22 protein-coding genes and 1 pseudogene are annotated in these 26,428 nt (G+C 52.4%); all 23 read left to right on the forward strand.

Going from position 1 to position 26,428, the window contains the following annotated elements; genetic code table 11:
• Positions 1 to 246: hypothetical protein (locus tag VH187_RS22270; protein ID WP_329703617.1), on the forward strand; the 246-nt coding region annotated here is incomplete at its 5' end.
• Positions 230 to 658, forward strand: coding sequence for a DUF7694 domain-containing protein (locus VH187_RS22275; protein WP_329703618.1), 429 nt, complete (start codon positions 230 to 232; stop codon positions 656 to 658). The genes VH187_RS22270 and VH187_RS22275, both read left to right, overlap by 17 nt.
• Entirely contained in the window at positions 658 to 1,431 is a 774-nt protein-coding gene (locus VH187_RS22280; protein WP_329703619.1) for an SDR family oxidoreductase, read from the forward strand. The genes VH187_RS22275 and VH187_RS22280 overlap by 1 nt, the downstream gene beginning before the upstream one ends.
• A 359-nt stretch (positions 1,432 to 1,790) precedes the next feature.
• A complete protein-coding gene (locus VH187_RS22285) occupies positions 1,791 to 4,211 on the forward strand; it encodes a hypothetical protein (protein ID WP_329703620.1) in 2,421 nt (806 codons plus the stop codon).
• 1,336 nt (positions 4,212 to 5,547) lie between these two features.
• A complete protein-coding gene (locus tag VH187_RS22290; protein WP_329703621.1) occupies positions 5,548 to 6,102 on the forward strand; it encodes a hypothetical protein in 555 nt (184 codons plus the stop codon).
• 7 nt (positions 6,103 to 6,109) lie between these two features.
• Entirely contained in the window at positions 6,110 to 7,693 is a 1,584-nt protein-coding gene (locus VH187_RS22295) for a DEAD/DEAH box helicase family protein (protein ID WP_329703622.1), read from the forward strand.
• A complete protein-coding gene (locus VH187_RS22300; RefSeq protein WP_329703623.1) occupies positions 7,690 to 8,148 on the forward strand; it encodes a hypothetical protein in 459 nt (152 codons plus the stop codon). Before VH187_RS22295 ends, VH187_RS22300 begins: the two co-directional genes overlap by 4 nt.
• Complete coding sequence (locus VH187_RS22305) at positions 8,145 to 8,471, forward strand: DUF1360 domain-containing protein (RefSeq protein ID WP_329703624.1); 327 nt, start codon at positions 8,145 to 8,147, stop codon at positions 8,469 to 8,471. The genes VH187_RS22300 and VH187_RS22305 overlap by 4 nt, the downstream gene beginning before the upstream one ends.
• A gap of 89 nt (positions 8,472 to 8,560) precedes the next feature.
• Positions 8,561 to 11,086: a hypothetical protein gene (locus tag VH187_RS22310; RefSeq protein WP_329703625.1), complete on the forward strand. Its 2,526-nt coding sequence runs from the start codon at positions 8,561 to 8,563 to the stop codon at positions 11,084 to 11,086.
• Positions 11,087 to 11,088: 2 nt separating this feature from the next.
• On the forward strand, positions 11,089 to 13,284 hold the full coding sequence (locus VH187_RS22315) for a hypothetical protein (protein ID WP_329703626.1): 2,196 nt from the start codon (positions 11,089 to 11,091) through the stop codon (positions 13,282 to 13,284).
• Between the two features lie 130 nt (positions 13,285 to 13,414).
• Positions 13,415 to 15,073: a major capsid protein gene (locus VH187_RS22320; protein WP_329703627.1), complete on the forward strand. Its 1,659-nt coding sequence runs from the start codon at positions 13,415 to 13,417 to the stop codon at positions 15,071 to 15,073.
• Between the two features lie 32 nt (positions 15,074 to 15,105).
• Positions 15,106 to 15,996: a hypothetical protein gene (locus tag VH187_RS22325; RefSeq protein ID WP_329703628.1), complete on the forward strand. Its 891-nt coding sequence runs from the start codon at positions 15,106 to 15,108 to the stop codon at positions 15,994 to 15,996.
• Positions 15,997 to 16,158: 162 nt separating this feature from the next.
• Positions 16,159 to 16,860, forward strand: a complete 702-nt coding sequence (locus VH187_RS22330; RefSeq protein WP_329703629.1) for a hypothetical protein — start codon at positions 16,159 to 16,161, stop codon at positions 16,858 to 16,860.
• 16 nt (positions 16,861 to 16,876) lie between these two features.
• Positions 16,877 to 17,707 carry a hypothetical protein gene (locus VH187_RS22335; protein ID WP_329703630.1) on the forward strand — a complete coding sequence of 277 codons (831 nt, stop codon included), beginning with the start codon at positions 16,877 to 16,879 and terminating at the stop codon, positions 17,705 to 17,707.
• The gene (locus VH187_RS22340; protein ID WP_329703631.1) at positions 17,704 to 17,982 is read left to right on the forward strand and encodes a hypothetical protein; all 279 of its coding nucleotides are present in this window, start codon (positions 17,704 to 17,706) and stop codon (positions 17,980 to 17,982) included. The genes VH187_RS22335 and VH187_RS22340 overlap by 4 nt, the downstream gene beginning before the upstream one ends.
• A 227-nt stretch (positions 17,983 to 18,209) precedes the next feature.
• On the forward strand, positions 18,210 to 18,482 hold the full coding sequence (locus tag VH187_RS22345; protein WP_329703632.1) for a hypothetical protein: 273 nt from the start codon (positions 18,210 to 18,212) through the stop codon (positions 18,480 to 18,482).
• A 451-nt stretch (positions 18,483 to 18,933) separates the two neighbouring features.
• Entirely contained in the window at positions 18,934 to 19,278 is a 345-nt protein-coding gene (locus tag VH187_RS22350; RefSeq protein WP_329703633.1) for a hypothetical protein, read from the forward strand.
• 44 nt (positions 19,279 to 19,322) lie between these two features.
• The gene (locus VH187_RS22355) at positions 19,323 to 19,595 is read left to right on the forward strand and encodes a hypothetical protein (protein WP_329703634.1); all 273 of its coding nucleotides are present in this window, start codon (positions 19,323 to 19,325) and stop codon (positions 19,593 to 19,595) included.
• A 4-nt stretch (positions 19,596 to 19,599) separates the two neighbouring features.
• Positions 19,600 to 21,771 (forward strand): phage tail protein, encoded by a 2,172-nt coding sequence (locus tag VH187_RS22360; RefSeq protein WP_329703635.1) that lies wholly within the window; start codon positions 19,600 to 19,602, stop codon positions 21,769 to 21,771.
• Positions 21,768 to 22,676: a phage distal tail protein gene (locus tag VH187_RS22365; RefSeq protein WP_329703636.1), complete on the forward strand. Its 909-nt coding sequence runs from the start codon at positions 21,768 to 21,770 to the stop codon at positions 22,674 to 22,676. The genes VH187_RS22360 and VH187_RS22365 overlap by 4 nt, the downstream gene beginning before the upstream one ends.
• 8 nt (positions 22,677 to 22,684) lie before the next feature.
• Positions 22,685 to 23,911, forward strand: coding sequence for a pyocin knob domain-containing protein (locus VH187_RS22370; protein ID WP_329703637.1), 1,227 nt, complete (start codon positions 22,685 to 22,687; stop codon positions 23,909 to 23,911).
• Positions 23,908 to 24,960: a hypothetical protein gene (locus VH187_RS22375; RefSeq protein WP_329703638.1), complete on the forward strand. Its 1,053-nt coding sequence runs from the start codon at positions 23,908 to 23,910 to the stop codon at positions 24,958 to 24,960. The genes VH187_RS22370 and VH187_RS22375 overlap by 4 nt, the downstream gene beginning before the upstream one ends.
• An 11-nt stretch (positions 24,961 to 24,971) precedes the next feature.
• Positions 24,972 to 26,428, forward strand: a pseudogene (locus tag VH187_RS22380) (hypothetical protein); the annotation flags it as partial.

The raw sequence follows: 26,428 nt of genomic DNA on the forward strand, positions 1-26,428 counted from the left end.
GGATCATCGTTGACGGTCAATGCGATTGCCGGGCGGCGTGTTACCATGCGTGCAACGGGCGTTGAAATTGATCGATCGATGCCAAACATCGACAAGTTGGGGATGTTGATGCTACACGTCACCGAGTTGACTGGTGCGATGTCGTCAGCAATTGAGGGTGGCGACAACGAGACCATCGAGACGGCTTTGGTTAGCATCGCGGCAGTGGCGGCTGCTTGGTTGGATTCATATGACATTGTCGATTAACAATGGCATGGAAGTTGTGTTGAAGAACGCTGGACTCAAGATCGTCTCATATGTTCCATTTGGGATAGCAGGCATTAAGATCATGATGCGCCATGTGCCGCTTGACGATGATGTGCTGACCGAGTACATCGTCACAGAGGCACCATACCCAATTGGCGATGAATTGGGTGACCATTGGATGCATGCGTCAGTTGTCAAATGGGAAGGCAAGCGTGGCGGTAAACAACTGATGCCGGACTATGAGGATTTGGCCTTGCTGCACAGGGCAGTCTTTGGTCGGCGTCGATTTGCCTATCAGGTCTTTGCGCCTATCGCAGTACACGTTAACATCCATCCAATGGCCTTGCATTTGTGGGGCAGGTCTGACGGTGTTAACATGCTACCAGACTTTGGGATTGGAGGTTCAATCTGATGGCTGGGATGACCGGGATGGAGCTTGGTTTGTCGGGCAAGTCTGTAGCAGTCATGGGCGCATCGAGTGGACTTGGGCGAGCAGTTGCGCTTGAGTTCGCCAAGGCCAATGCTAACGTCACCTTGTTTGCCAGGCGCGAAACTGAGTTGATGGAGGTTGCCGAACAAGTTGTGAAGCATGGCGTTGCTTGTCGAATTGTGGCTGGCGACATGACGCATATTGAAGACATCATCGAGTTTGCCCATGTTGCAAAGGACAATGGTGATGGTTACATCGATGCCTTGTTTCTCAATGGTGGTGGACCAACGCCTGGCAAGTTCGCTGATTTCAACGATAAGGATTGGAGTGATGCGTATAGATTGACGTTGATGGCATATGTGAGGACAATTCGCGCCTGCTTACCAGCAATGCCTAGCGGGGATGGCGATGGTGCGATACTCGCCAACACATCATCGAGTGTGAAGGTGCCGATGGACGGCATGGTACTATCGAACACGTTTCGCCTTGGAATTATTGGGCTTGTTAAGTCGCTTGCTGTTGAACTTGCGCCAGTGATTCGAGTCAATGCGATCGCACCAGGCCGCATAACAACCGATCGAACTATTGAGTTGGGTGGTGGTATTGATGAGTCGACAATGGCCAAAATACCGATGAGGCGATATGGTGTTGTATCTGAGTTCGCACGAGTCGCAGTGTTCTATTGCTCACAAGCATCATCATATATCACTGGGCAAACTGTGATCGTCGATGGTGGGTACACAAAGGCAATCTGAGGTCAATTTAATCATTGTTAACGTCGGGACGTGGGGCAATAGGAATGCCTGGTGAGAAAATCAGATGGGCTGATCAACAGCTTGATGCTAAGTGGTTTGGTAAGTGCGTCGATGCTTTAACGCCAGAGCGACTTGCTGAGGTCTGTAAGCTACGGGGGTTTACAGACCCAGCCAAGTTGCTTGATACCATACACGGCATGGGGTATGAGGTGCAGACTCGATCATGGGTCTTGCCTCTATACAACATCCATGGTGTCGCCGATGCGGCAAAGCTTTGGCACACATGGGGTGAAAGGTGGATTACTGCTGGGTGGCGAACGTGCGTTGCTCGTGAACGCCAAGGCCATCCAGTTGGGCGTATGTTTGACCTGTCGTGGATTGCCGAACGAATTGGAGCGGTCCCATATGAGAAACGATGGTTGTGGGTAACAGCAGGCGAATGGGATTGCTTGCAGTTGCGGGGTGTTGGGTGGCTAGCGACGACATCGATCAATGGGGAATCGTCGCGGCCGCAACCAGACATGTTAATCAGAGAGTTTGGTGGCGATGAGTTCGCATTGGGCTTGGTTGAGCAACTACATGGCATTTGCGTCGTATTTGATGTTGACGATGCAGGCCATGAAGGATCGGTCCAGTTTGTTGACGCGTTTGAGCGAATGATCCACGACCTTGGCTCATCGGTGCCAGTGAAGGCCATTGACTTGCGTGACATTAGTGGGTGGCGTGAGAATGGGCAGGTCGAAGGCTGGGATGTGTCGGACTTGCTGAAGTGGTCACGTGCTAGTGGGGTATTGGTCGGTGGGCAATTGTTGCAGGCAGCGCTGAATGCTGGCGTTGGCGTGGAAGCAACGCGCGCAAAGTTTGGCGTTGACGACCATGTGAGTTCGCGGCCAGACCTGTCGTCAACAATGCGGCCAGGCATGCACATGGTTGAGATGGAAGACCTTTTGCGACTTGGTTTGCTATACGCCTCGAACAAAGCAAGTCGTGGCCAAGGCGCATATCACTTGGGCTTGGTCGCCAGTCGCAAAGGCTGGACGCTTGATGAATTGATGGCTGGCGGGGTTGTCGAGAAATACAAAGCCGCCGTTGATGCCGAGATGCCTCGTGATCATGAGCTATCGGCTGGTGACATCAAACGACACATCGAGCGATCGTTCTTGAATTTCAAGGCGATTGATTCACTCAACACAGACAAGGCCAATCTGTATCGGCTTCACCATTACTTCCCATTCTTTGTCTACCATGAGGGTCGTGGTGAGGCTTTGTTCTGGGATGGTGTCGCTTGGCATGAAGGCGAGTCCAAACTGTTTGACCATGCGATGCGCCTGTCGGAATACATCTATGAAGAGGCCATCGCGCTTCAGAACACCAACGGTGATTCCAAGGTGGTAGCAGGTTTGTTCCGATGGCATAAGGCAGTCCAGTCGATGGCCAGGATTAGCTCTGTCGTGCATGGGTTTCACAAGAGCGACATTTTCAGGCTATCTGCAGACCTTGGTGAAGCATGGGATCGTAATGGCGACTTGCTTGGCACCCCGCGTGGTGTCTTTGATTTGGTTGAAGGCAAGTTGTTGGATGGCGCTGCGGGCCGGCAGGCATATTGCTCGTTGACAACACGTGGGAACATCTTGCTTGGTGATGAAGGCCATGTGCGTTGGGGCAATGATTGGGATCGTGGCAAGGACTTTTGGAAACAAATGCTTAATGAATGGCAACAAGGCTCTGGTTGTAAGGAAGTCATCGACATGTTACAAGAACTTGCCGGCTCTTGCTTGCGTGGCTCGTTGCTTGAGATGGTCGTTGTATTTCAAGGTAGTGGTCGCTCGGGCAAGTCGGCATTCTTGGATGCGCTGTCGTGGGCACTTGGCGGATATGCCCATGAGGTTGCGAGCGATGTTGTTGGATCAGCATCTGGTGGCGGGATGTCGTCGAATGCGCGTATGGCGTCAATCGCCCAGATGGACAGTCGGCGCATGGTAAAGATTACAGAGGTCGGCGGCAAGTTGCTCGATGTCGACACAATCAAAACACTCACCGGTGAGACAGAACTTGTTGGCAAACTGCTATATGCTAACCCAATCACAGTCAACAACGTTGCGTCCTACTTCATGATGACTAACCATGAGTTGGATTTGCGGGGTGATGTGTCGGAGGCTTTGCGTGGTCGGCTCTGGATTGTGCCATTCACCACAACGTTCGTACATGAATCATTGCTTACTGATGAGGCATACGCTAGCGGTGTTGTCGATGGCTCAGTTAGACGAGCACGCGATGATATCAAAGGCAAAATCACTGGCAAAACACCTGGCTGGTCAATGATGCCAGACGTTGTGCTCACATGGGCCTGGTATGGCCTTGCACGCATGGCCAGCCGCAGTGATTTGGATAGAGCCGATGTCGTTGAATTGGAGGCTAGTGACTTGCACATCACCATCGCACCGGTGGTCAAAGATCGCACGGCATCGATGTGGGAGGCCACTGATGTGCTTGGTGCATACTTTGCCGGCAGTGGTCTGTGGGTTAAGGGTGGGCACACCATTGTGTGCACTAGTGGATTGTTTGCCAACTGGCGCTCATGGGCTGAACGTTGGGACACTGATGCACATGGCCAATTTGACACATTACAAAAGTTTGCCGAGTTGCTGAAGCATTCTGGCGCGCGGGGATATGAGAAGACTCGTGGCACCGGGCTAATGTGGGATGGAACGTCTGGTGGCGAACGGAAGCAAACCAATGGTTGGAAGGTGCCATGGACATTTATCGACGACAAGCGTTGAGGAATCGTTGGTCGGTGTTGGAGAATCGTCATGTAGATCAGGTATCTTAGGTATCTTATGAGGGGACTTATCTACGATGTCGGGTCGGACTAGGACGCATCGTGGCTGGAGCGACCATTCGGGCGATACCATTTTGTATCATGGCTTGCGGTGGGACAGGTTCGCGCATCGGGAGGAATCGTGGCGCATACCCAGGTATCTTGGGTATCTTATGAAGATCTTGGATTAGGTAGGTATCTTACAGGACCATGTTTGCGTGGGGTATATATCGGGACGCATCGTGACACATCTTTGGGTTAGGTACCTAAGATGCCTGGCTCTTATACCTCCTCCGAAGTAGCGCCTAATCTAGTCGCAGACGTGCCACCACAGCGATCTTGGTATACCCTACTTTCTCTCCAAAGTAGTAAGAGGGTATCTTAGGTATCTTTGACCATATGCTACATGGGCTGTAGATATCTCCAGGTAACTGAATCGGTATCTTCTGGCGACTTACGGTATCTTCCCAAGCGATGGGAATCATCATGCTAATTAACGTGTTTGCTGTGGATCCAGGCACGACAACTGGGTGGTGTTTCGTCCGTGGCGCCGACCCTGACACCACCCCGCATACCGAATGTGACTGGGATATCGCCTCTGGGCAAATGGCAGGTGAGGAGTATCAACAGGCATATGACCTATGGCGATTGATCAAACGCGTTGGGGATTGCGCTGTGATCATTGAGGATTTCATTCCCCAGCAGTTGAACAAGGAGCGTTGGTTTCTATCGCCAGTCAGAATTACCAGCCAGTTAACGATGCTACTTTGGATCGATAAACGGGTATGGATGTTACAGGCACCCAGTCTGGCCAAGTCGACAATCAGCGATGACTATATGCGCGCGATAGGTCTATGGTCCCCAGGCGAACCACACGCCAACGATGCTGTAAGGCACGCGCTGCTATTCACCAGACGTGTGGGGAGACACCATATGCTATATGGCCAGGCGACTAGACCCAGGGGACTTGACACGATGTCGCCATGAGGCACATGGCTGTTGGGTTGCCCGGCACGCGCGCTAGTAAAGATGTTGGTGGGTACTACCTCTTTGGTTATGAGTTTGATCATGCGACGCATGGCCAAAGATCACCCATGTGGGACATGACCAAACTTGAATTGTCATGCGCTCGCCCAGCGATGGATGCTCTCAGAAACTACCCCACTCCTGAAAAAAATATTCAGGCATAGCCTTCAACACTACCAAAAACCTCCAAAACTCCCACTAGACGCAGACCCAAAATCGCGCTACCCTAACCCAAGCGACATGACGGTTTGGCCCGATTCGCAAAGGCAACCATGTCAGCTCAAATTGTCCCAATGCACCCAAGCCCCAATCAACAACCAAACGGGTTTGGGACTTTTGGCTGCCTGGCCCCGGTCGACATCACACCACTCGATGCTTTGCTCGATGATATTCATCGCACGCAGGCCCACATCCTTTGGCTAGAGCACTTCATTGCCACCATCGAACCAGCCCAAGTGTTCGCGAGCCCAGCCCAAACCACCACGAGCGAGCATGAGCAATCACGCTTCTCCAAGCCGACCATCCAAGGCACGCCACGCGTGTTCGCCCAAATCGATCGACGCTCAAAGGCCACCAACCAGTCTTTACGCTTGGCTACTCACCCCGCGATCACCACCCTCCAAAGCCAGCAAGCCCACCTGGTCGATGCGTGCTACAAGGCCACAATGCTCGGCATTAAGCTTGACCAAATTGACTTCTCACGCTCTCAGGCTGATCGGTTGTTAGCAGCCATTCAAAGCACAGTGACCAGTCTCGGGCATGACCAAAGTGATCCCACGGTGCAGTCGATCATCGAGCAAGCCCTCCAGACGGTGCAAAATGGCTAAGGGCCCAATGTCCCTTGACCCCAACAAGCCTTTCGCCATGGCCGCTAGCCAAGCCCAGAAACTCACGCAAAGCCATGACCCCAATGCCTGGGTCGCCACGTCCCTGCCGCACACGACCCTCTGGTCCGCTCAGCGAGCCATCCTCCAAGCACTCCAAGACCATCACAGGGTGGCGGTCAGATCCTGCCACGACTCTGGCAAGTCATTCATCGCTGCGATTGCTGCCGCCCGTTGGCTTGACGTTCACCCCGCGACCACGGCCCGCGTGATAACCACTGCGCCGACGGCCATGCAGGTCAAGGGCATACTTTGGGTTGAGTTGAACCAGCTCAAGGCTCAAGCAGACTTGCCTGGCCGCATGAACCAGACCGAGTGGTGGATCGGCAGCTACCTAGCGGGCATGGGGCGCAAGCCCAGTGACTACAACCCAGCTGCGTTCCAGGGCATGCACGCACGGTATCTACTGATCATTGTGGACGAGGCCAGTGGTGTCACCTCATCACTCATCGATGCTGTCGAGACCTTGGCGACAAACACGCATGCGCGCATCCTCATGATCGGCAACCCAGATGACCCTACAAGCCTCTTTGCCGACATCCATAACAACCCCGCAAAGCATGGGTATCATTGCATCCGCATCTCGGCATGGGACACGCCCAACTTTACCGATGAAGGCGACACCATACCCCAGGAACTGAAGGAAGTTCTGCTGAGCCCAGAGTGGGTCGAGCAGCGACGCAAGGCCTGGGGCGAGCAGCACCCATTTTGGCTGTCAAAGGTTGAGGCTGAGTTCCCACCCATTGACACACTCAGCACGATCAAGCTAGTCGACATTGTCAAGGCACGCGTGCCATTCAATGAGCGTGAGCGCGAGGCCCAGCCCCAAAGCCCCAGCGGCGTCAGCACACCATCAGGCACCCCTGTGGTTCAAGGGCAAACTGTCCTTGGTGTTGACGTCGCTGGTTCCGACACTGGTGATGAGACCGTCATCCGATTGGTTGCCACCACTCCGCAAGGCTATCGACCAACGACTGAATGGCGTTATCGCACAAGTGATCCCAATGAGGTCACCGACAACATTGTCAGCGCCATCATCAGTACCATGCCACAACAGGTGGTCATCGATAGCATTGGTGTCGGATTTGGCATCATCGCGGCAGTCCGCTCACACGAGGCAATCACCAACCTGCCGCCGGCAACGACACCAACGATCATAGGGTTCAATGCTAGCAATGCCCCACGGTCAAAAGAGTATGGGAATCAAAGGGCAGAGCTATGGTGGGGCGCGCGCATTCTCTTCCAGGATGGCAGGATCGATACATCAGCAGCCGACGACCAACTCACGCTTGAGGCTCAGCTGTTGCAGCCACGATACTTCATCAAGAAAGGCAAGATATGGATTGAGGCCAAGGAAGACATCAAGTCGCGCATCGGACGGTCACCAGACAATGCCGATGCGTTTCTTTATGCGCTGTGGCCAGCTTTGAAGTCCACCCAACTCTCCATCGTGGCGCCACCACGCAATGCCCAATTGATTCAAAGACACATGCAATCAACGGCCGTCATGCAGAGGCTGGTGAAGCAGCGATGACTATCATTGGCAGAGCAACGGCTGACCCAAACACGACAATCACAACCGACTGGCGCGCGCGAATCATCGACATTCACCCCGCAGATGTGCGGATAACTGACCAAGATGTGACCACCCTATATCCACGCGCGAGGGCGCGTCGCAACGCGAGCATGATTGAGGTGTGGGTTGAGAACTCTATCTATCCACACGTGCCAATGCTTGCTTTCACGGCACCCATCGAGACCATCATTGAAGATAACATCAACCCACGCTATCCACGTAAGCAGCAATACATCGAGCTCACCGTTGCCGTTGGTCTCATAACAGTCAACGTTCACATCCAGCCATTGGCAGGGTGTGGATGTGGGAGCCGCCTCAAAGTTTTGCCGCCGACTGTTGGGCAACAACCATTGACTGCAATTGAGCAAACGCTCAAGGCCCACTTCCCAAATGCAGTGGTAGGTTACCAATGAACCATTGGCCAGCAATATTCACCACTGAGAACCCAGGCAATGCCACAGCGGCAATTTGGTTTGTCGTTGTTTCACTGGGTGTTTATCGGCTGTCGCGCATCATCGCCCGTGACACCATCTCCGATAAGCCAAGGGCACGCATGGCTGCAAGGTACCACGGCAGCTTAGTTGAACTGGTGACATGCATTTGGTGCTTGAGTTTCTGGTTTGCGATCATTGCGGCGGTGCTTGTTTACTTCAACCCAACGCGGCCATGGACATTGCTTGTGTGCGCCGTGCTTGGCGTGAGTGCGGTCGCAGGCTTACTTGGTGAGCGAGGCTAGCCATGCCACTGTTAAAGCGCAATGAACCCAAGGCAACAGCCAACGGGCATGGCAACGTGACGTCCATCGCTCGTGCCCGCACCCCGCAAATGCAACAACAAGCAGAGCCAAAGCGTGCAGGCTTTTGGGGTACGGCGCCTGATGGTAAGCGTCAGCAACGAGCATTGCTGGCCAGTGCGACAAACATCAGCAACGGTATGGGTTCGGTCAATCGGATAGAGGCCGCACGGCTGAGGAAACTCAAGCAACTGTGGCAGGAAGATGCCTGGGCTTATCGTGACTCAATCGGTGAGTTACGTTATGCCACGACATTTCTTGGCAACGCGGCACGCAAGGTTGAGTTGTTCCCTGCTGCATATGTCCAGGGTGAACTTGACCCAATCCCACTTGAGGACATACCTGAATGCCCGGCCAATATCATGGCGGCAGCGAATGATGCGATGCAGCGTCTGGCGGCCAACCCATCGGCAATGGCTGGGATGTTACGTGACATCGCTGAGAACTTTGAAGTGGCCGGTGAGTGCTCGTTACTCGGCTGGGCACCGAATACATATCTCACAGGCGATAACAATGAAGAAGTCTGGGAGATACGATCTGTCAGCGAAGTCACCTCAAACAATGATGGTGAAATCCTGATCAAAGATGCCGGCGAAACTGGCTCTGGAACACCATTGCCTGATGGGTCATTCTACAGCAGGCTATGGTATCCACATCCACGACGTAAGGCATTAGCAGATAGCCCATTTGCTGCCATCCTGGACATCTGTGAAGAGTTGCTCATCCTATCCAGAGACATCCGTGCGGCTGGGCGATCACGCTTGGCGAACAGTGGTTTGCTGCTGTTGCCTGATGGATTGACGGTCATCAAATCCAGCACCACCGAAGATGCCAATGATGACGAGCAAGACCCATTCTTGCAAGAGTTGGTCGCTGCCGCAATGACAGCCATTCAGGATGAAGGCAGCGCAAGCGCAATTCTGCCAATCATTATTCGTGGCCCAGTTGATGCATTGGCCGGTGCGAGGCAGCTGACGATATCGCGCCCAGATGCACAAAACGCGACCAAGCGCATTGAGTTGCTGGAGCGTATGGCGACATCGGTGGACCTCCCCGCAGAAGTCTTGACGGGCAAGGCTGATCTTAACCACTGGACGGCCTGGTCGGTATCGGATGATACATTCAGCGATCACATTGAGCCGCTCGTCATGGTCATGGATGATGCTTTGACCGCTGGGTATTTGCGGGTGATGCTAGCAGCGACTGAAGGCCTGGACCCAGAGTGGGTCAACAAGGTTCTGATTTGGCACAATGCTACACGGCTGGTTCGGCATCCAGATCGTAGCCAGGATGCTATTCAGGCATATGACCGAATGGCTTTGAGCCAGGCAGCACTTAGAGATACCATGGGCTTCCCTGAAACTATGGCGCCTGCCGAGACAGAGATTCTTGAACGTTTGGTTGTTAAGCAAACGAGGCTTGATCCAACAATTGCAGCGCAATTGATTAAGCGTATGGATCAGACGCTTGACATTAGCGCTGTAGTTCCTGCGCCTGGCGCGCCAGCTCAATCGCCACCAGCTGGAGCGCCAGTGGGGCGGCCCTCATCAGGGATATCGCCTCCCAGCTCTGGTGAGGGCCCACCCCAAGGTGGTGAACCGCAGCAACCAGTACCACCTCCACCGGCAGCGGCTGCTGCATCATTAGTCGCAGCACCAAAGGCAGCTGATGCCCATATAAAACAAGGTAATGCCAAATTGGCCAAGATTGAATCTGACTTGATGTCCAAGGTTCAAACTGCGGCCAATGCGGCAATGTCGAGGGCATTGGAACGTGCTGGCGCTCGGATTCGCACCAATGTTAGCAAGACAGCATCTGGTCGAGCATGGTGCGTTGGCCATTCAAACATTGAGCTTTGCTTCTTGATTAGCAACTCGATGATTGCTGCTGCTGGGCTGGATGAGCAAACTTTGCTCAATGATGCATGGGGTCAATTGCAGACACAATGGCGGGAATATCTGGACTCCGCCAGCATCGATACGGCTAGCACCATCGCCAAGATGTTGAAGATGCCAGTTGGCAATTTTGTCGATATGGCAGACCGTTTAAGTGAAGGTGCCGATGCTGGCTGGAGCTGGTTGGAGCAGAGATTGTCCCAAGTTGCAAAGGGATATCTGACTGACTCGGCATCAGTCGCAGGCGAGGCTGAAGAGATCACGACGACCAGCCTTGTACCATGGGACATCATCAAAGAGGCAATAAGCCGTGTAGGTGGTCAGCCGACAGCGAATAGCCCTGGCGTGGCGATGGGTGATAGCGATCCAACAACTGTAACGCCGATGACCGGCATAACATCTGGGCCGATTGTCTCAGATACCATGTCTGAGAATGATATGAATATCGGCAGCTATACATGGGTCCATGGCTATGTGCCAAAACCATTCCAGCCACATGAAGACTTGGATGGCGTTGAGTTCCATGGCTGGACGGACGATGTCCTTGCAAACACTGGTGGCTTCCCTGATCGTGACTATTACATGCCTGGCGACCATGATGGTTGCGGGTGTGACTTCTATGTCAACTGGGAGTCACAAGAGACCAGCCAAGCTGAGGAGTGAAGATGGCCAAGCGATTTGCGAGTGATGGATGGGATGCTTCTGCAGCATTGGCAAAGGTGAATCCCACACCTGGCAATCTGAAGAAGATGCATGCCTACAAAGACCCATCTGGGTCTGATGATGCCAAAGGCAGCTACAGCTTTCCACATCATGACGTGAATGCCGATGGCTCGGTGGGCGCGGCCAACACCGCAGCTTGCTCATCTGGCATTGGTGCGCTTAACGGTGGCCGTGGTGGTCATTCGCTTGAGCCAGATGAGAAGCACACCGTGTACAATCACCTTGCCGGCCATCTGAAGGATGCTGGACAGGAACCACCTGAACTCAAAGGTGGAACTGGTGCTGCCAAGGCGAGTGCTGGTGGCAAATCATTCATCTTTGGCCCAGGTGGCGCGGTCGATGCAAAGGCTGCGTTGGGCAAAGGCAACCAGCCTGTCTCTGCCGTTGATAGCAAGGCCAATTCTGATCTTCACGGTGCCATCAAGGATGCTGTCACATCGGTGCACGATGCTGGGACAAAGGTAACATCGGATGGCAACCCAGCGAATGTCGGCAACATCACGGTTACATCACAGCACCCTGATGGATCGACTACAACGACCAATCATCAAGTCAGCGATGCCAATTCGCCAGGCAAGCTGAAGGTTGTTGCGCAGGATGGTCAGAATAGCAATGATGATTCTGATGCATCTGATGCACAAATCGCGGCCGTCAATGGCGTCTTGGATGATGCCGGCGTTGATACGGATGGTGGTGTGGTGGACGACAGCAAGGATGGCATGACTGCCGATATTGGTGCGCCGATCGTTGATGCGGTCAACAACGCATTCAGCATTCCAATCATGCTGATGGAAGGTGTCTGGACTGGTGATAGTCGCTACATCAACCATGATGCTTTGTCATGGCGTAGTTTGCCATTGCCGGCTATGGCGAAAACCAACACCGGTGGCTTTGGCCATGAAGGCGCTGAGCTCACTGGCAAGCTTGATAGCATCCAACGTGAGCCAGTTGACCCAGAGGCCATTGATGGTCGTACTGGCAAGTTGTATCCAGAGGGTACAACAATCATTTCATCACAAGGCCAATTCGACACCGCTGCTGGCGCGCAGGAAGTTGCGCGACTTGTCAAGGATGGAATGCTCAGAGGCATCAGCGCTGACATTGGCGATGCCGTCAGTGAGCTTATGCTCATTGATGCTGAGGGCAATGAAGTCGAGGATGACGATGACTTCGACATCTTTGACTTGCTCTTTGGCTTTACAGCATCTGCCGATGGTGTGACAATTGGTGAGAAGATCATCTCTGGCCGCATCATGGGCGCGACGATTTGCCCATTCCCCGCATTCGAGGATGCCTATGTAGTCATTGGAGAAACTGTGATGGCAGCATCAGCCAAGCCTGGTGAGGAAAGATGGCCAAGCATGAACATCACGTACAGGACGCCACGCAATGTTCATGGCCTTACTGCCTCTTCCATGCTGGCCCCAATTGATCCACCGGAAGCATGGTTCGCCGATCCGATGTTTGAAGAGATATCGCCAATCACAGTTGAGAATGATGGCCGAGTATTTGGCCATATGGCGGCCTGGACTGATTGCCATATTGGCTACCAGCAAAGTTGCATGAAGGCACCGCATAGTGCCTCTGACTATTCATACTTCACCACTGGGTACATCGTTACCCAGGAAGGCTCCCAAATCCCAACTGGTGTCATCACGATGGGGACTGGCCACGCTGAGCTTTGGCAAAGCCCAGAGGAAGCCAAGGCACACTACGATAACACCGGAACCGTTGTCGCAGATATCAACGTGGGTGAAGACCCATATGGGATATGGGTAGCGGGTGCCCTCCGACCAGATGTCGATGAGCTGACACCGCGTCGCCTGCGGGCCGCGGGATTGTCTGGCGATTGGCGTGAACTCGGAGGGCACCTTGAACTTATCGCGTCATTGGCCGTCAATGTCCAGGGATTCCCGATCAAACGGCCCAGGGCACGCGTTGCATCTGGTCGTCCAGTCGCGCTTGTTGCAGCTGGCGCGATGACGCCGAACAACGTCATTCGTTTGCGCGAGCGGATGAAGAATGGCCCTATCACATCGAATGGTTCGAAGCCAGATCAGACATTGGCGACAGCTACTGAGATTCTTTCGCGCCAAGCACGTCAAGCATTGCGCCAGGAAGTGCACAACAAGAAGTAGGCTCTATTGCTGAAGCTCATACGTAGCATGGGCTTGGCGGCAAGCAAGATCAAGGTTCTCACGTAGCTTTGAACTTGATCCCTATTGCCAAACGTTGTAAGCAACTACCACGTTTGGAAGGTGATCAGAAGTGGAAGAGTGGAGAAGGGCATTCGAGGAAAGGCTTGCGAATCTGGGGACATTGTCCTCTGATGAGCTTGCTGCCTTGGAGTCCGAGCTTGTCGATGCGTTCGACAAGGCAGACAGCGACGGTGGGAGCCTGACAGATCTCAATGGTATCAGTGGAGCCATTTCAGATGTCAGAGCCGCCCAAGATGCGCAAGCAACGGCTGAGGCAGAAGCTGCCGAAAGTCTTGCTGAATTGCGCGCCAATGTTCATCCTGATCCTGCTGGCGATTCTGCTGACGATGGCAGCGATGACAGCGACGATTCTGCTTCTGGCGAGGATGACGACGATGCTGACGAGGGGGATGTAGCTGAGCCCCCATCAAGCAAGCAAATCGCTGCGTCAACAAAGCCAATTCGTCCAAGCCTGGGCCGCGTTGCCGGCAAGGGCAATCCGCCAGCAAAGGGCAACAATACCATGCGCGTCAAGACACGTCTTGTCGCTGCCGGCGATGTGCCAGGCTTTGGCGTTGGCCAGGAGATCACGAGCGCCGATCAATTGTCCCAGGCGATCATTCGCAAACTGCACGGCCTGGGCCGCAGCGGGACACCGGACGATGTCCTTGTCGCATCGGTCATCAAGGAGTTCCCAGAAGAGCGTCAGCTGGGCGATGACCCAACGGTCAACAGCCGGAAGTTCCGTGAGGCAATGGCGCCAAGAGCCCTTGTGGCATATGGTGGGATCTGTGCACCATTGCCCATCGACTACACGGTGGAGACAATCGGTGACACCGTTCGCCCATTGAAGTCAGCGCTTCCCAACTTCGGTGCGACGCGCGGTGGCGTGCAATTCATGGTGCCGCCAAAGCTCTCGGCGATCACCCCGCCAGTCCCATGGACTGTCGCGATGGACCAGGCCGGCACGGCAACCAAGTCGTGCATGGTTGTTGTTTGCGAGCCATTCACATCGGCTGAGATTTATGGTATTCCGGTGTGTGTCAAGGTCGGCAACATGATGGGCAAGTACAATCCAGAGCAAGTCACTGCCCAGACAGCGTTGCTGGATGTCGCGGCGGCTCGCACAGCAGAGCTTCAGTTGCTGACTGCAATTGATGGAGCGAGCCTTGCTCTCACAGCGACTGACGTTCTTGGTGCCGCGCGCACGATCCTGACGACACTGGATCGCATCATTTCGTCGTATGAGTATCGGCATCGTTTGGCCAATGCAGTACTGCGTATTGCGTTGCCTGACTGGGTGCACGATATGATGCGTGCCGACATCGCAATGGAACTTGCGCACGATACGGACAACCGTGATCCCTTGGCCATCAGCGATGCTGATATTGAGGGATGGTTCAACGCGCGCAATTGCTCGCCCATCTGGCTGCTGGAAACGATCGCAGCGCCGTGGACGCCACCGGCTGCTGGACCTGCTCAGCTGTGGCCGGCAACGTTCGTGGCGTACTTGTTCGCAGAAGGTACCTTTCAGTTCCTGGATGGTGGTCAGATCGATCTTGGTGTCGTGAGAGATTCAACTCTCAACAGCACCAACGATTACGAGATCTGGCGTGAGGACTTTGAGGGTGTCGCCATGCGCGGCAATGAATCTCTCAAGGTCACAATCACATGCAAGCCGACTGGTTTGTCTGCCGGCACAGTCAACACTGGCGACGTTCCAGGCTAAGTCATCAACCTCCACATGGTAATTAGGAGGCCATGATGACAGCAACTGTTGAGTTCGGAATTGTGCCGATGGGCGGTGCGCTTGTCGCTGCTGCTGGCGTCAGCGTACCACCACCACTTACGCCATCGCCAGTCAACCTCCTCAGATCATCAAGGAATCCCAGTGATGCCTCTGATGTTCGATGGGAGCAAGGCTTCGCTTATTTGCCGATGGGCAATGGCGAAATGAACATCGACGATGCTTGTGCTGGTGACAACATCGGCGTTCCAGTTGACAAGAAGGGTGTCGCCACATTCTGGACGCCATATCTCTTGTCAACGAAATACACCTGCTCAGCAATGGGCGCTGATCTGGCCGAGCATCAGCAACGAGCGCAGGGATTGCTCGATGCAGCAACGCCAAAGTTGCTTGAATATGAGCTCTGGAATGGCCTGTTAACTAAGGCTGCTGGATACCAGAATTTGTATCTTGAGCAGGCCACCGGTGTAGATGCTTACACCGCCACCTCAGTTGTTGAGGCGATCGCAATTTGCGAGTCTTATCTATCGCAAATGTCGTATGGTGGACGAGGTATGATCCATATGCCGGCATGGGTTTCTGCCTATCTGCCAGCCGGTGGAATGCGACGCGAGGGCAATCTGATCCTGACGATCCGCGACACAATTGTACTGCCTGGCGCTGGGTATGGACATTATCCGGCATCGCAGTCTGGTCCACCAGTCGCACCGACAGGAAGCTTCAACATCTATGCGACTGGCATCACCGACGTCAGGACTGGGCCAATTATCCCATGGCCAGAAGGGGATGTGAACCTGGCACTGAACAGGGCAACGAACACTGTGGACACGCGTGCCTACCGGATGGCTTGTGCGTCATGGGATGGTATCGCATTCGCTCGCGTCGCAACTACGATTACATTGTAAGGAGGCAAGAGGCATATGACTAATCAGGCTGGCGCCTCACTACAATGTGCGGCGATCAGAGTAACGGCCCTGGATTTTGACGGTTCACCGGCTGCTGGAAACAACATGTATACCAGTGACCAACTCGTCAAGATTGACTTCAACCCAGATATTGAAGCCGGGTTGGAGATCAGCAACCGTGGGGCCAGTGGCAATCTGTGCGTGGTCTATCGCACGCCTGACCTGCTCAAGCGTCTGACAATTGAAACTGAATTGTGTGTTCCAGACCCTGAGCTGGAAGTGCTGATGACTGGTGGAGAAATCTTCTACGAAACAGCGCAACCGACCAATGTGATGGGATTCCAGTATCCAGCACTATTGGTTGACCCAACGCCCAATGGCATTAGCATTGAGGCGTGGACGCGATATGTCGTGGATGGCTACCAGCCAGCGGGGCAACCGTATATGCGATGGGTTTGGCCTCGCATGTATCTACGCAAGGGCAACCGTACGGTGGACATCAACTCAATGGCCACAATCTTTGACGGGTTTGCAATTGAGAATCCATCATGGGGCGACGGCCCATTGGGCGATTGGCCATACGACAGCAGCAAAGTTGTCCAGGCCATGTATGACGATTCACTGCCAACCATCCAGATTGGTATGCAAAAGGTTCCAGGCCAGGTTGCTACTGGTGCGACTGCTGGCACGCCTGGCGCTTGGACGCCTGCTGGTGCATCGCCACCGGCCAACTTCAGCCAGATGAGCACATCAATTGTCGCATCGCCGACAACTGCATGGGTTACTGGCGATTACGTTGTGCTCGGTGACAACAGCCATACCTACTGGGATGGCACTGCCTGGCAAGTCGGACAAGCACCGTAATAACAAGGGGATTATCATGACAGCGCCTGCTCAAGAATGGACAACATCCAGCCAGGTGTCATATGTGCTAGGTGACAATGCGCCTGCTGCAGATGACGCCAATGGGCAGGCGCTGCTTGATAATTCAATTGTGGTGGCCAGTGAATTGTTGTATGCGTTATCTGGGCGACAATTCTCTGGCTCAATCTCGGTGACTAACGTTCGGCCAACATCCCGCCCAGAGCAAATCCCTGATCACATGTGGAACTCAAGAATCATCAACGGAGGCTGGGGATTTGGTTACAATCCAGACTGGCTATGGAGTGTGTGCCATGGTTGTGACTATCGTGGCTGCAATGGTTCGTACATAATCGGTCTGGGTCGTAGTCCAATCGTTAGCGTTGAGGAGGTAATGATTGATGGAGCAGTATTGGATCCAGCAGACTACCGAGTCGATGACGCAAAGTGGCTTGTCCGTCAAGACTGCTCGGGCTGGCCCACGTGCCAAGATTTATCAAGAACTACGGACCAACTCTGTACGTTCGCAGTATCATTCACATTCGGCCAAGACCCACCAGAATCTGGCCAGGCTGCGGCGACGCTACTAGCATCAGAGTTTTACAAAGCTCAAACACCAGCATTAGCTGGGCAATGTAAGTTGCCATCCAGAGTTTCATCCATCAGCCGGCAGGGTGTGAGCATCGCAGTGTTGGATCCAATGACATTCATCAGTCAAGGATTCACTGGTTTGTATATGGTCGATGTATTCATCAGAGCATTCAATCCAAACAAGCAAATTAGGAAGCCCATGGTATTCAGCCCAGATATGGTCAATCTTGGCCGCCGCCAGACATGGCCAGCATCATGACATACATGGATCCGTTTGTCCCATATGAACCGGTGAATTCATTGCGCGAAGTCACGATGGAATATAGCCAGAAGATCGATGGTGCGATCAGAATCACCATCCCAGTCCAACAGCAAGATCGATCTGTCGATTGGGGTGATGGTACGCCAGCATCGACGATCCATGCCGGCGATACATCGTCCATCCATAATTACACTGATCATCATGATGATGAGTCGTACACCATCAAGCTTCACGTTGACGACAAAGACATCGAGATGGTAGTGACGTTCTGATGGATCTTCTCACTCTGTCACAAGACTTGCTTCAATTGGTCCAGGATCAATTGACGGCACAGGGTGTCACGATACCTGATCGTGTCTATTGTGCACCAGGTGCTGACCTGGTCTTTGACTGTGAGCAGATGACAGTCCATCTGTCAAGAATCATCAGCAATTTCCAGGGCAATGATTCGCCATACCCAGCACCACATGCAATACGGCGCAAGTCTGCTGAGTTCTATGTGACGTTAGTTCGATGCGTGCCAACGATGGAAGAGGATGGCGAGCCACCGTCACCAGCAGGCCTGACGACCAGTGCCGGTGTGATCATGAATGATGCTATGGCATTGCGGGTTGCTCTGGAGACTATCGACGCCCAGCACTCGTTGGTACCCCGCAATATCCCCACAACGGTTGGGCAACTGAATACAATTGGTCCATTAGGGGCATTGGCGGCAACGCAAATCGTGTATACGGTTGAAGTTGTTAGCAATGCTGCTGGGTGGGTTGGCTGATGGTCAGCGGCAGAATCAACAATAGCAAGAATGTGACTTTCGTCATTGATAATCAGGTTCTTGCTGACATGCTGACTGGGCCAAATGGCATGGTTGTTGTTTACCTGATCAAGCGTGCTGTCATCTTGCAGGATGCCGCCAAGAAGCAGATACGCATGGGGCACGTTCACGCGGGTGGCGGATATGGTAACTTGCGTGATAGTATTGTCAAGAGAGTCAGTGCTACTCCATACCCGGCAATGCCAGAGGCACAAGTTGGGAGTTCGCATCCGATTGCCCTTATGCATCATGAGGGAACTAGGCCACATGAGATAAGGCCACGGTTAGCAAAGGTGCTTCGATTCCCAGCAGCATGGGCGCCAGGTGGATTTGCTGTAGCAATGGTGGTCCAGCATCCTGGGACAGCACCAAACCGATACCTGACGGACAACCTACATCTAGCCGTGGAGTGATGATGGCCAAGCAATTCAAAGCACCAAGGGACAAGCGCCCACCACTTGATTTCGAGGTCACGTATGATCGCCTGGTGAATGACGAATTTGTTGAGCAGACTGACAAATTTCAAGCACGGCCAAGCGTTGCTGGCGGATTGTTATTACAGATTGCGGCAGCGATGAACGCAGAGATTGGCGTGCAGTCTACTGAACTGATCCGTCTATTCGATGGTGCCTTGATGCCTTACGACAGGGCAAGATTCAAGACATTGATCAACGATGTCGACACAGCAATCCCCATTGAAACATTGGGTGAAATACTTGAGTGGTTGGCTGGTGAGTATGGTGACCGCCCTACATAGAGTGCCTGGTCATTTTTGGCTGGGCACGCGCTAATTGGGCAGATGTGGAAGGGCGATTGTTGCTATCAGGACTCAATCCATACAAGCTGGATGCAACTCAATTGGTCAATGTTTGCTATAGCATGATCATCTCAGACTTGATGAACTTCGAGATATCCAGAGTTGAGGCTCGTGAAACAATTGATAAACGCATCAAGGACATGGTACAAAGTGAGAAGATTAGACGCAACATAAAGGTGGAGCCAGAGCCGTTCCACATGTCACCAGCGATGATGGCTCAAATGGGAATCAAGATCAACCAGCCTGCAAAGGGGTGATCTCATGGTAATTCTTGGTGAAGCTTTCATCAACGTCAAGATGAAGGATGAGTTCTCCTCAGCAGTGGCACACACTGGTGACCAAGTTGAAAAGCAGGTTGGTGATAAGTCTGAGCATGCCACCGGGCGTGCTCGTGCTGCTTTCAAAGCGATGAGCGGCACATTGCTGACTTCGTTCAGTCCCGCATTAGGCCCAGTCCAGGAATTGATTGATAAGGTAGATACCTTTGGAACTGCTACTGAGGGTATCAAAGGCAAGGTAAGCAAGTCACTCCTGGGTATCGGGGCTGCTGCTACTGCTACTGGAACATTGCTTGTGACCATGGGCGATAAGGACAAAATCGCCATGGGCCAGCTGAAGGATGTAGTTGGAAATGCCGGTGGTTCGTGGGATGAGTATAGCAAGAAAACAGAAGAGACAATCCACCATGAAGAGCATTTCGGCTATACAGCAGTGGACACCGCCAAGGCATTAGGTACCTTGGTATCTCGTACTGGAAAAGTTTCAGAGTCGTACAACAACATGCAGTTGGTAACTGACCTTGCTTCACAGAAGCACGTTAGTCTGTCTAATGCTGCTGGCATTGTCGCAAGAGTCATGAACGGCAATACAAAAACGCTCAAGCAGTATGGCATCACTACTGCTGAGATCAACAAGCTCACCGACACTGGCGTCAGGAAGCAAAAAGAGGATGCGCTGTCAAAGCTACAAACTGAGATTGCAACAGAGAAGTTGGAAAAGATAAACACCAAGGACAAGGCAACGCGAGCTCAGCTGACTGCTTCCATCGCAACAAATACCATCAAAGCAAAGGATTTGCAAAAAGAGATCAAGACAATGACGGCCAGCACAGACATTGGTCGGCAAGCTTCTGATCTCTTAGCCAAGAAGCTTGCTGGGCAGGCATCCGTAGCGGCTGATACCTTCACTGGGAGGATGAAGGAAGCTCGTGCAAAGATTGAGGATTTCGCCTCTACCGTTGGGCAAAAGGTTGGTCCAGCGATACAGGCTGCTGGACCTGTGATGATGGGTCTTGGTGCCATCATCGAGTCTGGCATCATTGGCAAGCTAGGCAGAGGCGTCAAAGCATTCAAAGAATTCATGGAGATTGAGAAGCTACAGAACGCCATTGCCAAGATATCGACTGGCGTCAACGTTGCTCTTGGCTTATCTGAGGATGCAGCGCTGGGGCCAATCATCCTTATCGTTGCTGGCATTGCTCTTCTGGCTGGCGGCTTTATCCTGGCATACATGAAGATCAAGCCGTTCCATGATTTGGTCAATATAGTCGCCCATGACCTGAAGCAATACTTCTTGGATGCGTTACATGCTGTGACTAGTGCCTTCAAAGATTTCGTCAAATTCTTTGAGGATGTTTGGAAGACTGTTGTTGGCATCATCAAGAAGTATGGACCAATCATCCTTGCTGTTACCATGCCATTTATTGGCTTACCGTTGTTGATCATTCAGCACTGGAATGTGATTGCTCCATTCTTTGAGAAGCTTTGGCATACAGTGTCATCGTTTGTTGCTCGCATGGCTGGTGATGTTGTTGGTGCGGTAACTGGCATGTGGCACAATGCGATTGGCGCCATCGCTAATCTTGTTAACAGTGCTGTCAGTTGGTTCCAAGGCCTGCCTGGCAGGATAGCTTCTGGCTTGGGCAATCTTGCATCCACCGTTGGCGGGGCAATAAGCCGTGGCCTGTCTGGCTTGAAACAAGATGCTATCAATCAAGTTGCTGGTGCTGGATCATGGTTGATCAGCGCTGGCAATAGCGTCATCCAAGGTTTGATAAATGGCATAACTAGCATGGCTGGTTCGCTTGTTTCAGCAGTGACTAGCACTGTTGTTAATAGCATCCCTGCTCCAATCAGGAAAGTCTTGAAGATGCTGTCGCCATCAAAGGTGATGGAGGAGATTGGTCTCAATGTAGTCCAGGGTATGGCCGGTGGTATCACCAAGAATAAGCATCTGGTGGCGAATGCATCCAGCGCCATGGCGGCTGGCGCAATCCCTGCTATTAGTGGGCCTGGAGTACACATGGCCGGGCATGGTGGTGCTGGTGGTCGTATCATCAATCTATTCCCCAACGCTACCATCGATTTTGGGCACAATTCCCCAGCAGCTGTTGTACAAAAGCTGGAAGCTGCCTTAGTAGCAAGTAGGCTATGATGGCGACTACATCACGGTTAGTTGATGAAATCACTGGTGAGTCTATCCAGTTGCTATATGACGAATCTGATCCGAACTTTTGCCAAGGCCCAATCTATCAAAGCTCAATTGATTATGGTTGGCCCGCACCTAGAGCCGTAGAAAACAATATGCCAAATAGTGATGGCATAGATGATCTAACGCAATTCTGGGGCGATAGGGCAGTAACATGGACTGGCTTCATAGTGCCTAACAAAGAATCACCATATCCTGCATTGGTGTGGGATAAGATCAGGGCGCTCGCAGCACCCGCACGACGGCCATGGATTTACTTTGAAGAGAATGGCTGGGATGGCGAACGTCGCATGCAGTTACGCGGTGACGTCTTAACATCGCCATTAGCACGCGACTTTGGGCCAGTAATTACAGCAAGCGCAGCATGGAAGGCACCTGCAGGTGTTAGTGAATCTGCTGATCAAGCATCATCGCCGATTGCAGCTGGAGTGGGCACTGGTGGTCTTTGCGTTACAAACACTGGGTATTGCTTCACCACCGATCCTTGTGCGTTCACTATCCCACAAGGTTATGTGGGTACAACGACAGAGATTGAGAATGAAGGCAATGTTGTTGTCTACCCAACCATTATCATAGTTGGTCAAGTAGTCAACCCTGCGATTATCAATATGACAACCAAGCAAGGAATCTACTTGAATGGCACGGTGAATCCAGGCCAAGTGCTATGGATCAAGTGCCACGATCGTACCATCTATGAGAACAATGATCCAACGCTGAACAAGCTTAGTTTGTATGACTATACCAAGAGCAGTTGGCTGACGTTAGCGCCTGGGATGAACCAAATCAATTACACATTCTCCGGTAGTGCTGCTGGCACTTGCACTATGCAGTATCGGCATAGATGGATTTAGGAGTAGCCGTGACAACTGAGACTCTGGCCCCAGAGGTAAATCCATTGGCAAGTGGGCCAATTGTCTATGGTGCTGCCCCACCTGTGTGGATGCAGCCAGCACCTGGTGATGCGCAGATTTGCTATAGCGCACAGAACTTCAGGTCATTGATTGGCGCGGTGTTCACATCGCCTGGCGTCATCAATAATGGTGACTTCAACGTTACCCAGAATGGCAATGGCGACCCAACATGCAACGTGGCGATCGGCACAGCCGTCATCGCAGGCACAACCATTGCAAACCAAGGCAGTTATCTGGTTTACAACCCAGCAGCAGTCAATGTTCAGCCACCAAGTCAGCCGGTGACATATCAGCGATATGACATCATCTGTCTGGTCATCGAGGATGGCCAGATAACAAACACGCACAACTATCGCTGGTCAATACAGGCAATTGCGGGGCAAGAGGCAGCGACGCCGGTCATTCCCGCAACTCCAAATGACGCCATACTTCTTGCGACAATCTTGCGATCTGTTGGTGGCGTGAATATCATCACCAGCATGATCACAAATGTCCAGCCACACGCATCGAACAATCCACTTGCAGTGCATGCTCCTGACGCAAATGCCTTGACCCACAGTGGTTTCTACTACATCGGCACCGGTGATGCCAATACACCATCGACCACTAGTGGTTCATTGCTTTATGTTGCCGTCCAAGATGCTAATAACCAAACGCAAATGGCAATGACATTGGCAGCACCGACGGTCATTTGGACACGAGCTTTGGTGGGTGGCGTATGGGGAAGCTGGATCCCAGTCACGGCACCATCGCGTTGTACTGCTACACATGCTGCTACGCAGAATGTTTTGAATGCGGCATGGACTGGCCTGACGATGACTAAGCAGGCTTATCCAAAATCAAGTGAGCCAGATGGCATATTCACGATCACTGGTGCACAAGTGAAGGTGCCCACTGATGGCTTCTGGTCAATCAATTGTGCTGTACAGCATGCTTCAGCAACTGGACGTGTTGGTTTGCGCATCAACAATGCAACTGCTGGTGTAATCATTGCCCAAAGTCTCCATGCAGCAGTTAGCGGTGTTGCTGACACACTCAGCGGTATGGATTGGTTGGCGGCCGGCACTGCAATTGAAATGGATGTGTATCAGGATAGTTTAGCGACACGCTCGTATCCAGCACACTCAAATGCTGCACCAGTAAAGCTGACATTAACGCGCCTGGCTAGGACATGACTGCTACTACACAAGCACCATGGACTATGGCAGTGGGGCCATGGAATACTGGCCCCGTTGTTGCTGTTGCTAATGCAAGAGGTAGACAATTCAACTTCCAAGTTGATGATTCAAGTAAGTTCACCTTCACGCTAAACGGGAATGACACTGTCTTCCAATACATCACAGAGTTGGTGACCGATGTTTGGGTTTACCGATATGGGCAGCTGTTTTGGCGAGGCAGGATTGGGGCAACCTCCGATGCCATCGATGAGCAAAGCAATGTGGTCACACTCAACTGTTTTGATTACCGTGAATGGCTTGGTCGTCAAATACTTGGACCTGGCGCCACGTTGTCATGGCGAGCTCAAACATCAGCAAAAGTCATCAATGATATGCTTGTCTGGATATTGGGACGTCCAGGCCTTCAGCCTCAATTGACGCTTGATGCAAGTGGATTGCCGACCAGTACAATCAACTTTGACACTTTGGTTGGCGGCACCGTCAAGGACGTTGTAGCATCAATGAATGGCTTTGGTTGGCAAGTCATCCCAGTGTCACAGCTTGGTCTTAACCTGAAAGCCGTTTCGCCATTCTACTATCGTAGAAATGATGTATTCGTTATGGAGTATGGCGGTGCAGTTGCGCAGGTTGCTCGCAGCCTTGATACTGGCAATTTTGCCGATTCTGTTTTTGCTAGTGGTGATATGGCATTGGCACCAATAGTGCAGGATGCCACTGGGATCGCCACTGCCCCGCAAGGCCGTATTATGGCAGCGGCAAGTGATCCAAGCATTGTTGATCATTCACATCTGGTTGCCTTTGCGAATCAGCAGGCAACGAACATGCAATTGGTCGCTGCGGCATGGACTTGTGTGTTGAAGAAAGGTGTTTGGATCAACCAGGCTGATGCGTGGGTTGGTGACATCATCAAGTTCATAGTCAAGTCTGGACGTATCAATATCAACGACAACTATCGCATCACGCAAATGGACTTGACATTATCAGATGATGGTGCTGATCACCAGGTCAACTTGACTTTGGTGAAGCCACCGTTCATGCCATACTAGGATGTGACAACATGGCACAGTTGCCTCCAAATCCCATAAAGGCATTGGACAATCTCAATGGCCGTGTTGGTGTTCTTGAGCGCAAAACATATGTCGGCCAAGGCTCTCAAGGTCCAGCTGGACCAACAGGTCCACAGGGACCAACAGGCACGACCGGTGCCCAAGGCCCCGCAGGACCCCAAGGCTCACAAGGCAATACTGGACCTGCGGGTGTGACTGGACCAACAGGAGCAAAGGGTGCGACTGGGCCTGGTGTAGCTGCTGGCGGTGGTGTTGGCCAGATATTGGCCAAGAATAGCACGACAGATTATGACACTCACTGGATCGATGAAGCCACTGGCGGCGCTGGAACAACGTCGCTAGATACAGGCTGGCTGTACTTTGGTGTACAAGGTGGGATTCAGTTCAACCCAGCATCTCCAGCAGCACCATATACACAAGGTGCATGGGGATTCTCTCGTGGCCGGATTAGACGTGACGGTGCAGGGCAAGTCTGGATAGATGTCTTCATTGGCTCTATGGTGCCATCGTTAACAATCCCAGTTTTTACAATGCCGCCTGGCTTTAGACCTGCGTATCCCATCACTATGCCTGGGCAATGTGGTGGTGGGAACACAGGTACAATCCTCATTAATCCCAATGGTGATGTATTTTATGCTGGTAACATAGGCAATTCGAGCCAGCCAATCGCATTCCATAATTGCCAGTATATGGCTGAGGATTCTGCTTCGCCACCAGTCTGGACCCCATTAACACTAGGCAGTGGTTGGGCAAACGTGTCTGGCTATCCACCAGCACGGTATTATGTTGATCCAGCTGGTGATGTCCATTTATCAGGCAGGATTGCTGGCGGCACTGCTGGGGCTGGCAATTTCTTTGCGACGTTGCCTGCTGGCTTATATTCAACTGGCAACTTTCAGGTACTTTATACTGCTAATTCTGGCGGAACACCTAATCCCAGTGGTGGTGGAACGGCTAGAATTGACTTAGACCTCAATGGCAATTTGATGGTCTTAGGTTATGCCACCAATGGTGGAACTAATCAAGGCGTTAGTCTGGACGGCATAGTCATTTCAAACCCCAGTGGTACATGGGGAAACTTGGCACTAACTAATTCATGGGTGAACTATGGTGCTGTGTGGGCACCAGCACAACATTGCCAGAATAGGTTTGGCGTAGCTGCAACTCGTGGTTTGATAAAGGGCGGCACCGTAACTATTCCAACAGCAGTTGTTGTCGCCAATACATTCCCAAATCCAGCCGTATCACCTCGATATGAATACCTGTATGTCAATGGTGCCAATTCAAGCGAAGCATGTCGCGTTGACATCATGATTGATGGTTCGCTTAGCTTCCAGGGCTTCCATGTTGGTGGCACCAACGCCTATGTTTCATTGGCCATGCGTTGGCTGGTTGATCTTGAAGCGTCGCCGATGGGGCCACCTGGGCCTACTGGCCCACAAGGCAT

This window comes from Scandinavium sp., from assembly GCF_036271055.1.
In the GTDB taxonomy this organism is placed as follows: domain Bacteria; phylum Pseudomonadota; class Gammaproteobacteria; order Enterobacterales; family Enterobacteriaceae; genus Scandinavium.

Bases quoted from the DNA above. Each gene is read 5' to 3' on its own strand.
- VH187_RS22290 (WP_329703621.1), top strand. From the start codon at position 5,548: ATGTCAGCTCAAATTGTCCCAATGCACCCAAGCCCCAATCAACAACCA.
- VH187_RS22375 (WP_329703638.1), top strand. From the start codon at position 23,908: ATGACTGCTACTACACAAGCACCATGGACTATGGCAGTGGGGCCATGG.
- VH187_RS22305 (WP_329703624.1), top strand. From the start codon at position 8,145: ATGAACCATTGGCCAGCAATATTCACCACTGAGAACCCAGGCAATGCC.
- VH187_RS22285 (WP_329703620.1), top strand. From the start codon at position 1,791: ATGTTTGACCTGTCGTGGATTGCCGAACGAATTGGAGCGGTCCCATAT.
- VH187_RS22275 (WP_329703618.1), top strand. From the start codon at position 230: ATGACATTGTCGATTAACAATGGCATGGAAGTTGTGTTGAAGAACGCT.
- VH187_RS22340 (WP_329703631.1), top strand. From the start codon at position 17,704: ATGACATACATGGATCCGTTTGTCCCATATGAACCGGTGAATTCATTG.
- VH187_RS22315 (WP_329703626.1), top strand. From the start codon at position 11,089: ATGGCCAAGCGATTTGCGAGTGATGGATGGGATGCTTCTGCAGCATTG.
- VH187_RS22280 (WP_329703619.1), top strand. From the start codon at position 658: ATGGCTGGGATGACCGGGATGGAGCTTGGTTTGTCGGGCAAGTCTGTA.
- VH187_RS22310 (WP_329703625.1), top strand. From the start codon at position 8,561: ATGCAACAACAAGCAGAGCCAAAGCGTGCAGGCTTTTGGGGTACGGCG.
- VH187_RS22360 (WP_329703635.1), top strand. From the start codon at position 19,600: ATGGTAATTCTTGGTGAAGCTTTCATCAACGTCAAGATGAAGGATGAG.
- VH187_RS22295 (WP_329703622.1), top strand. From the start codon at position 6,110: ATGTCCCTTGACCCCAACAAGCCTTTCGCCATGGCCGCTAGCCAAGCC.
- VH187_RS22335 (WP_329703630.1), top strand. From the start codon at position 16,877: ATGACAGCGCCTGCTCAAGAATGGACAACATCCAGCCAGGTGTCATAT.
- VH187_RS22365 (WP_329703636.1), top strand. From the start codon at position 21,768: ATGATGGCGACTACATCACGGTTAGTTGATGAAATCACTGGTGAGTCT.
- VH187_RS22350 (WP_329703633.1), top strand. From the start codon at position 18,934: ATGATGGCCAAGCAATTCAAAGCACCAAGGGACAAGCGCCCACCACTT.
- VH187_RS22325 (WP_329703628.1), top strand. From the start codon at position 15,106: ATGATGACAGCAACTGTTGAGTTCGGAATTGTGCCGATGGGCGGTGCG.
- VH187_RS22300 (WP_329703623.1), top strand. From the start codon at position 7,690: ATGACTATCATTGGCAGAGCAACGGCTGACCCAAACACGACAATCACA.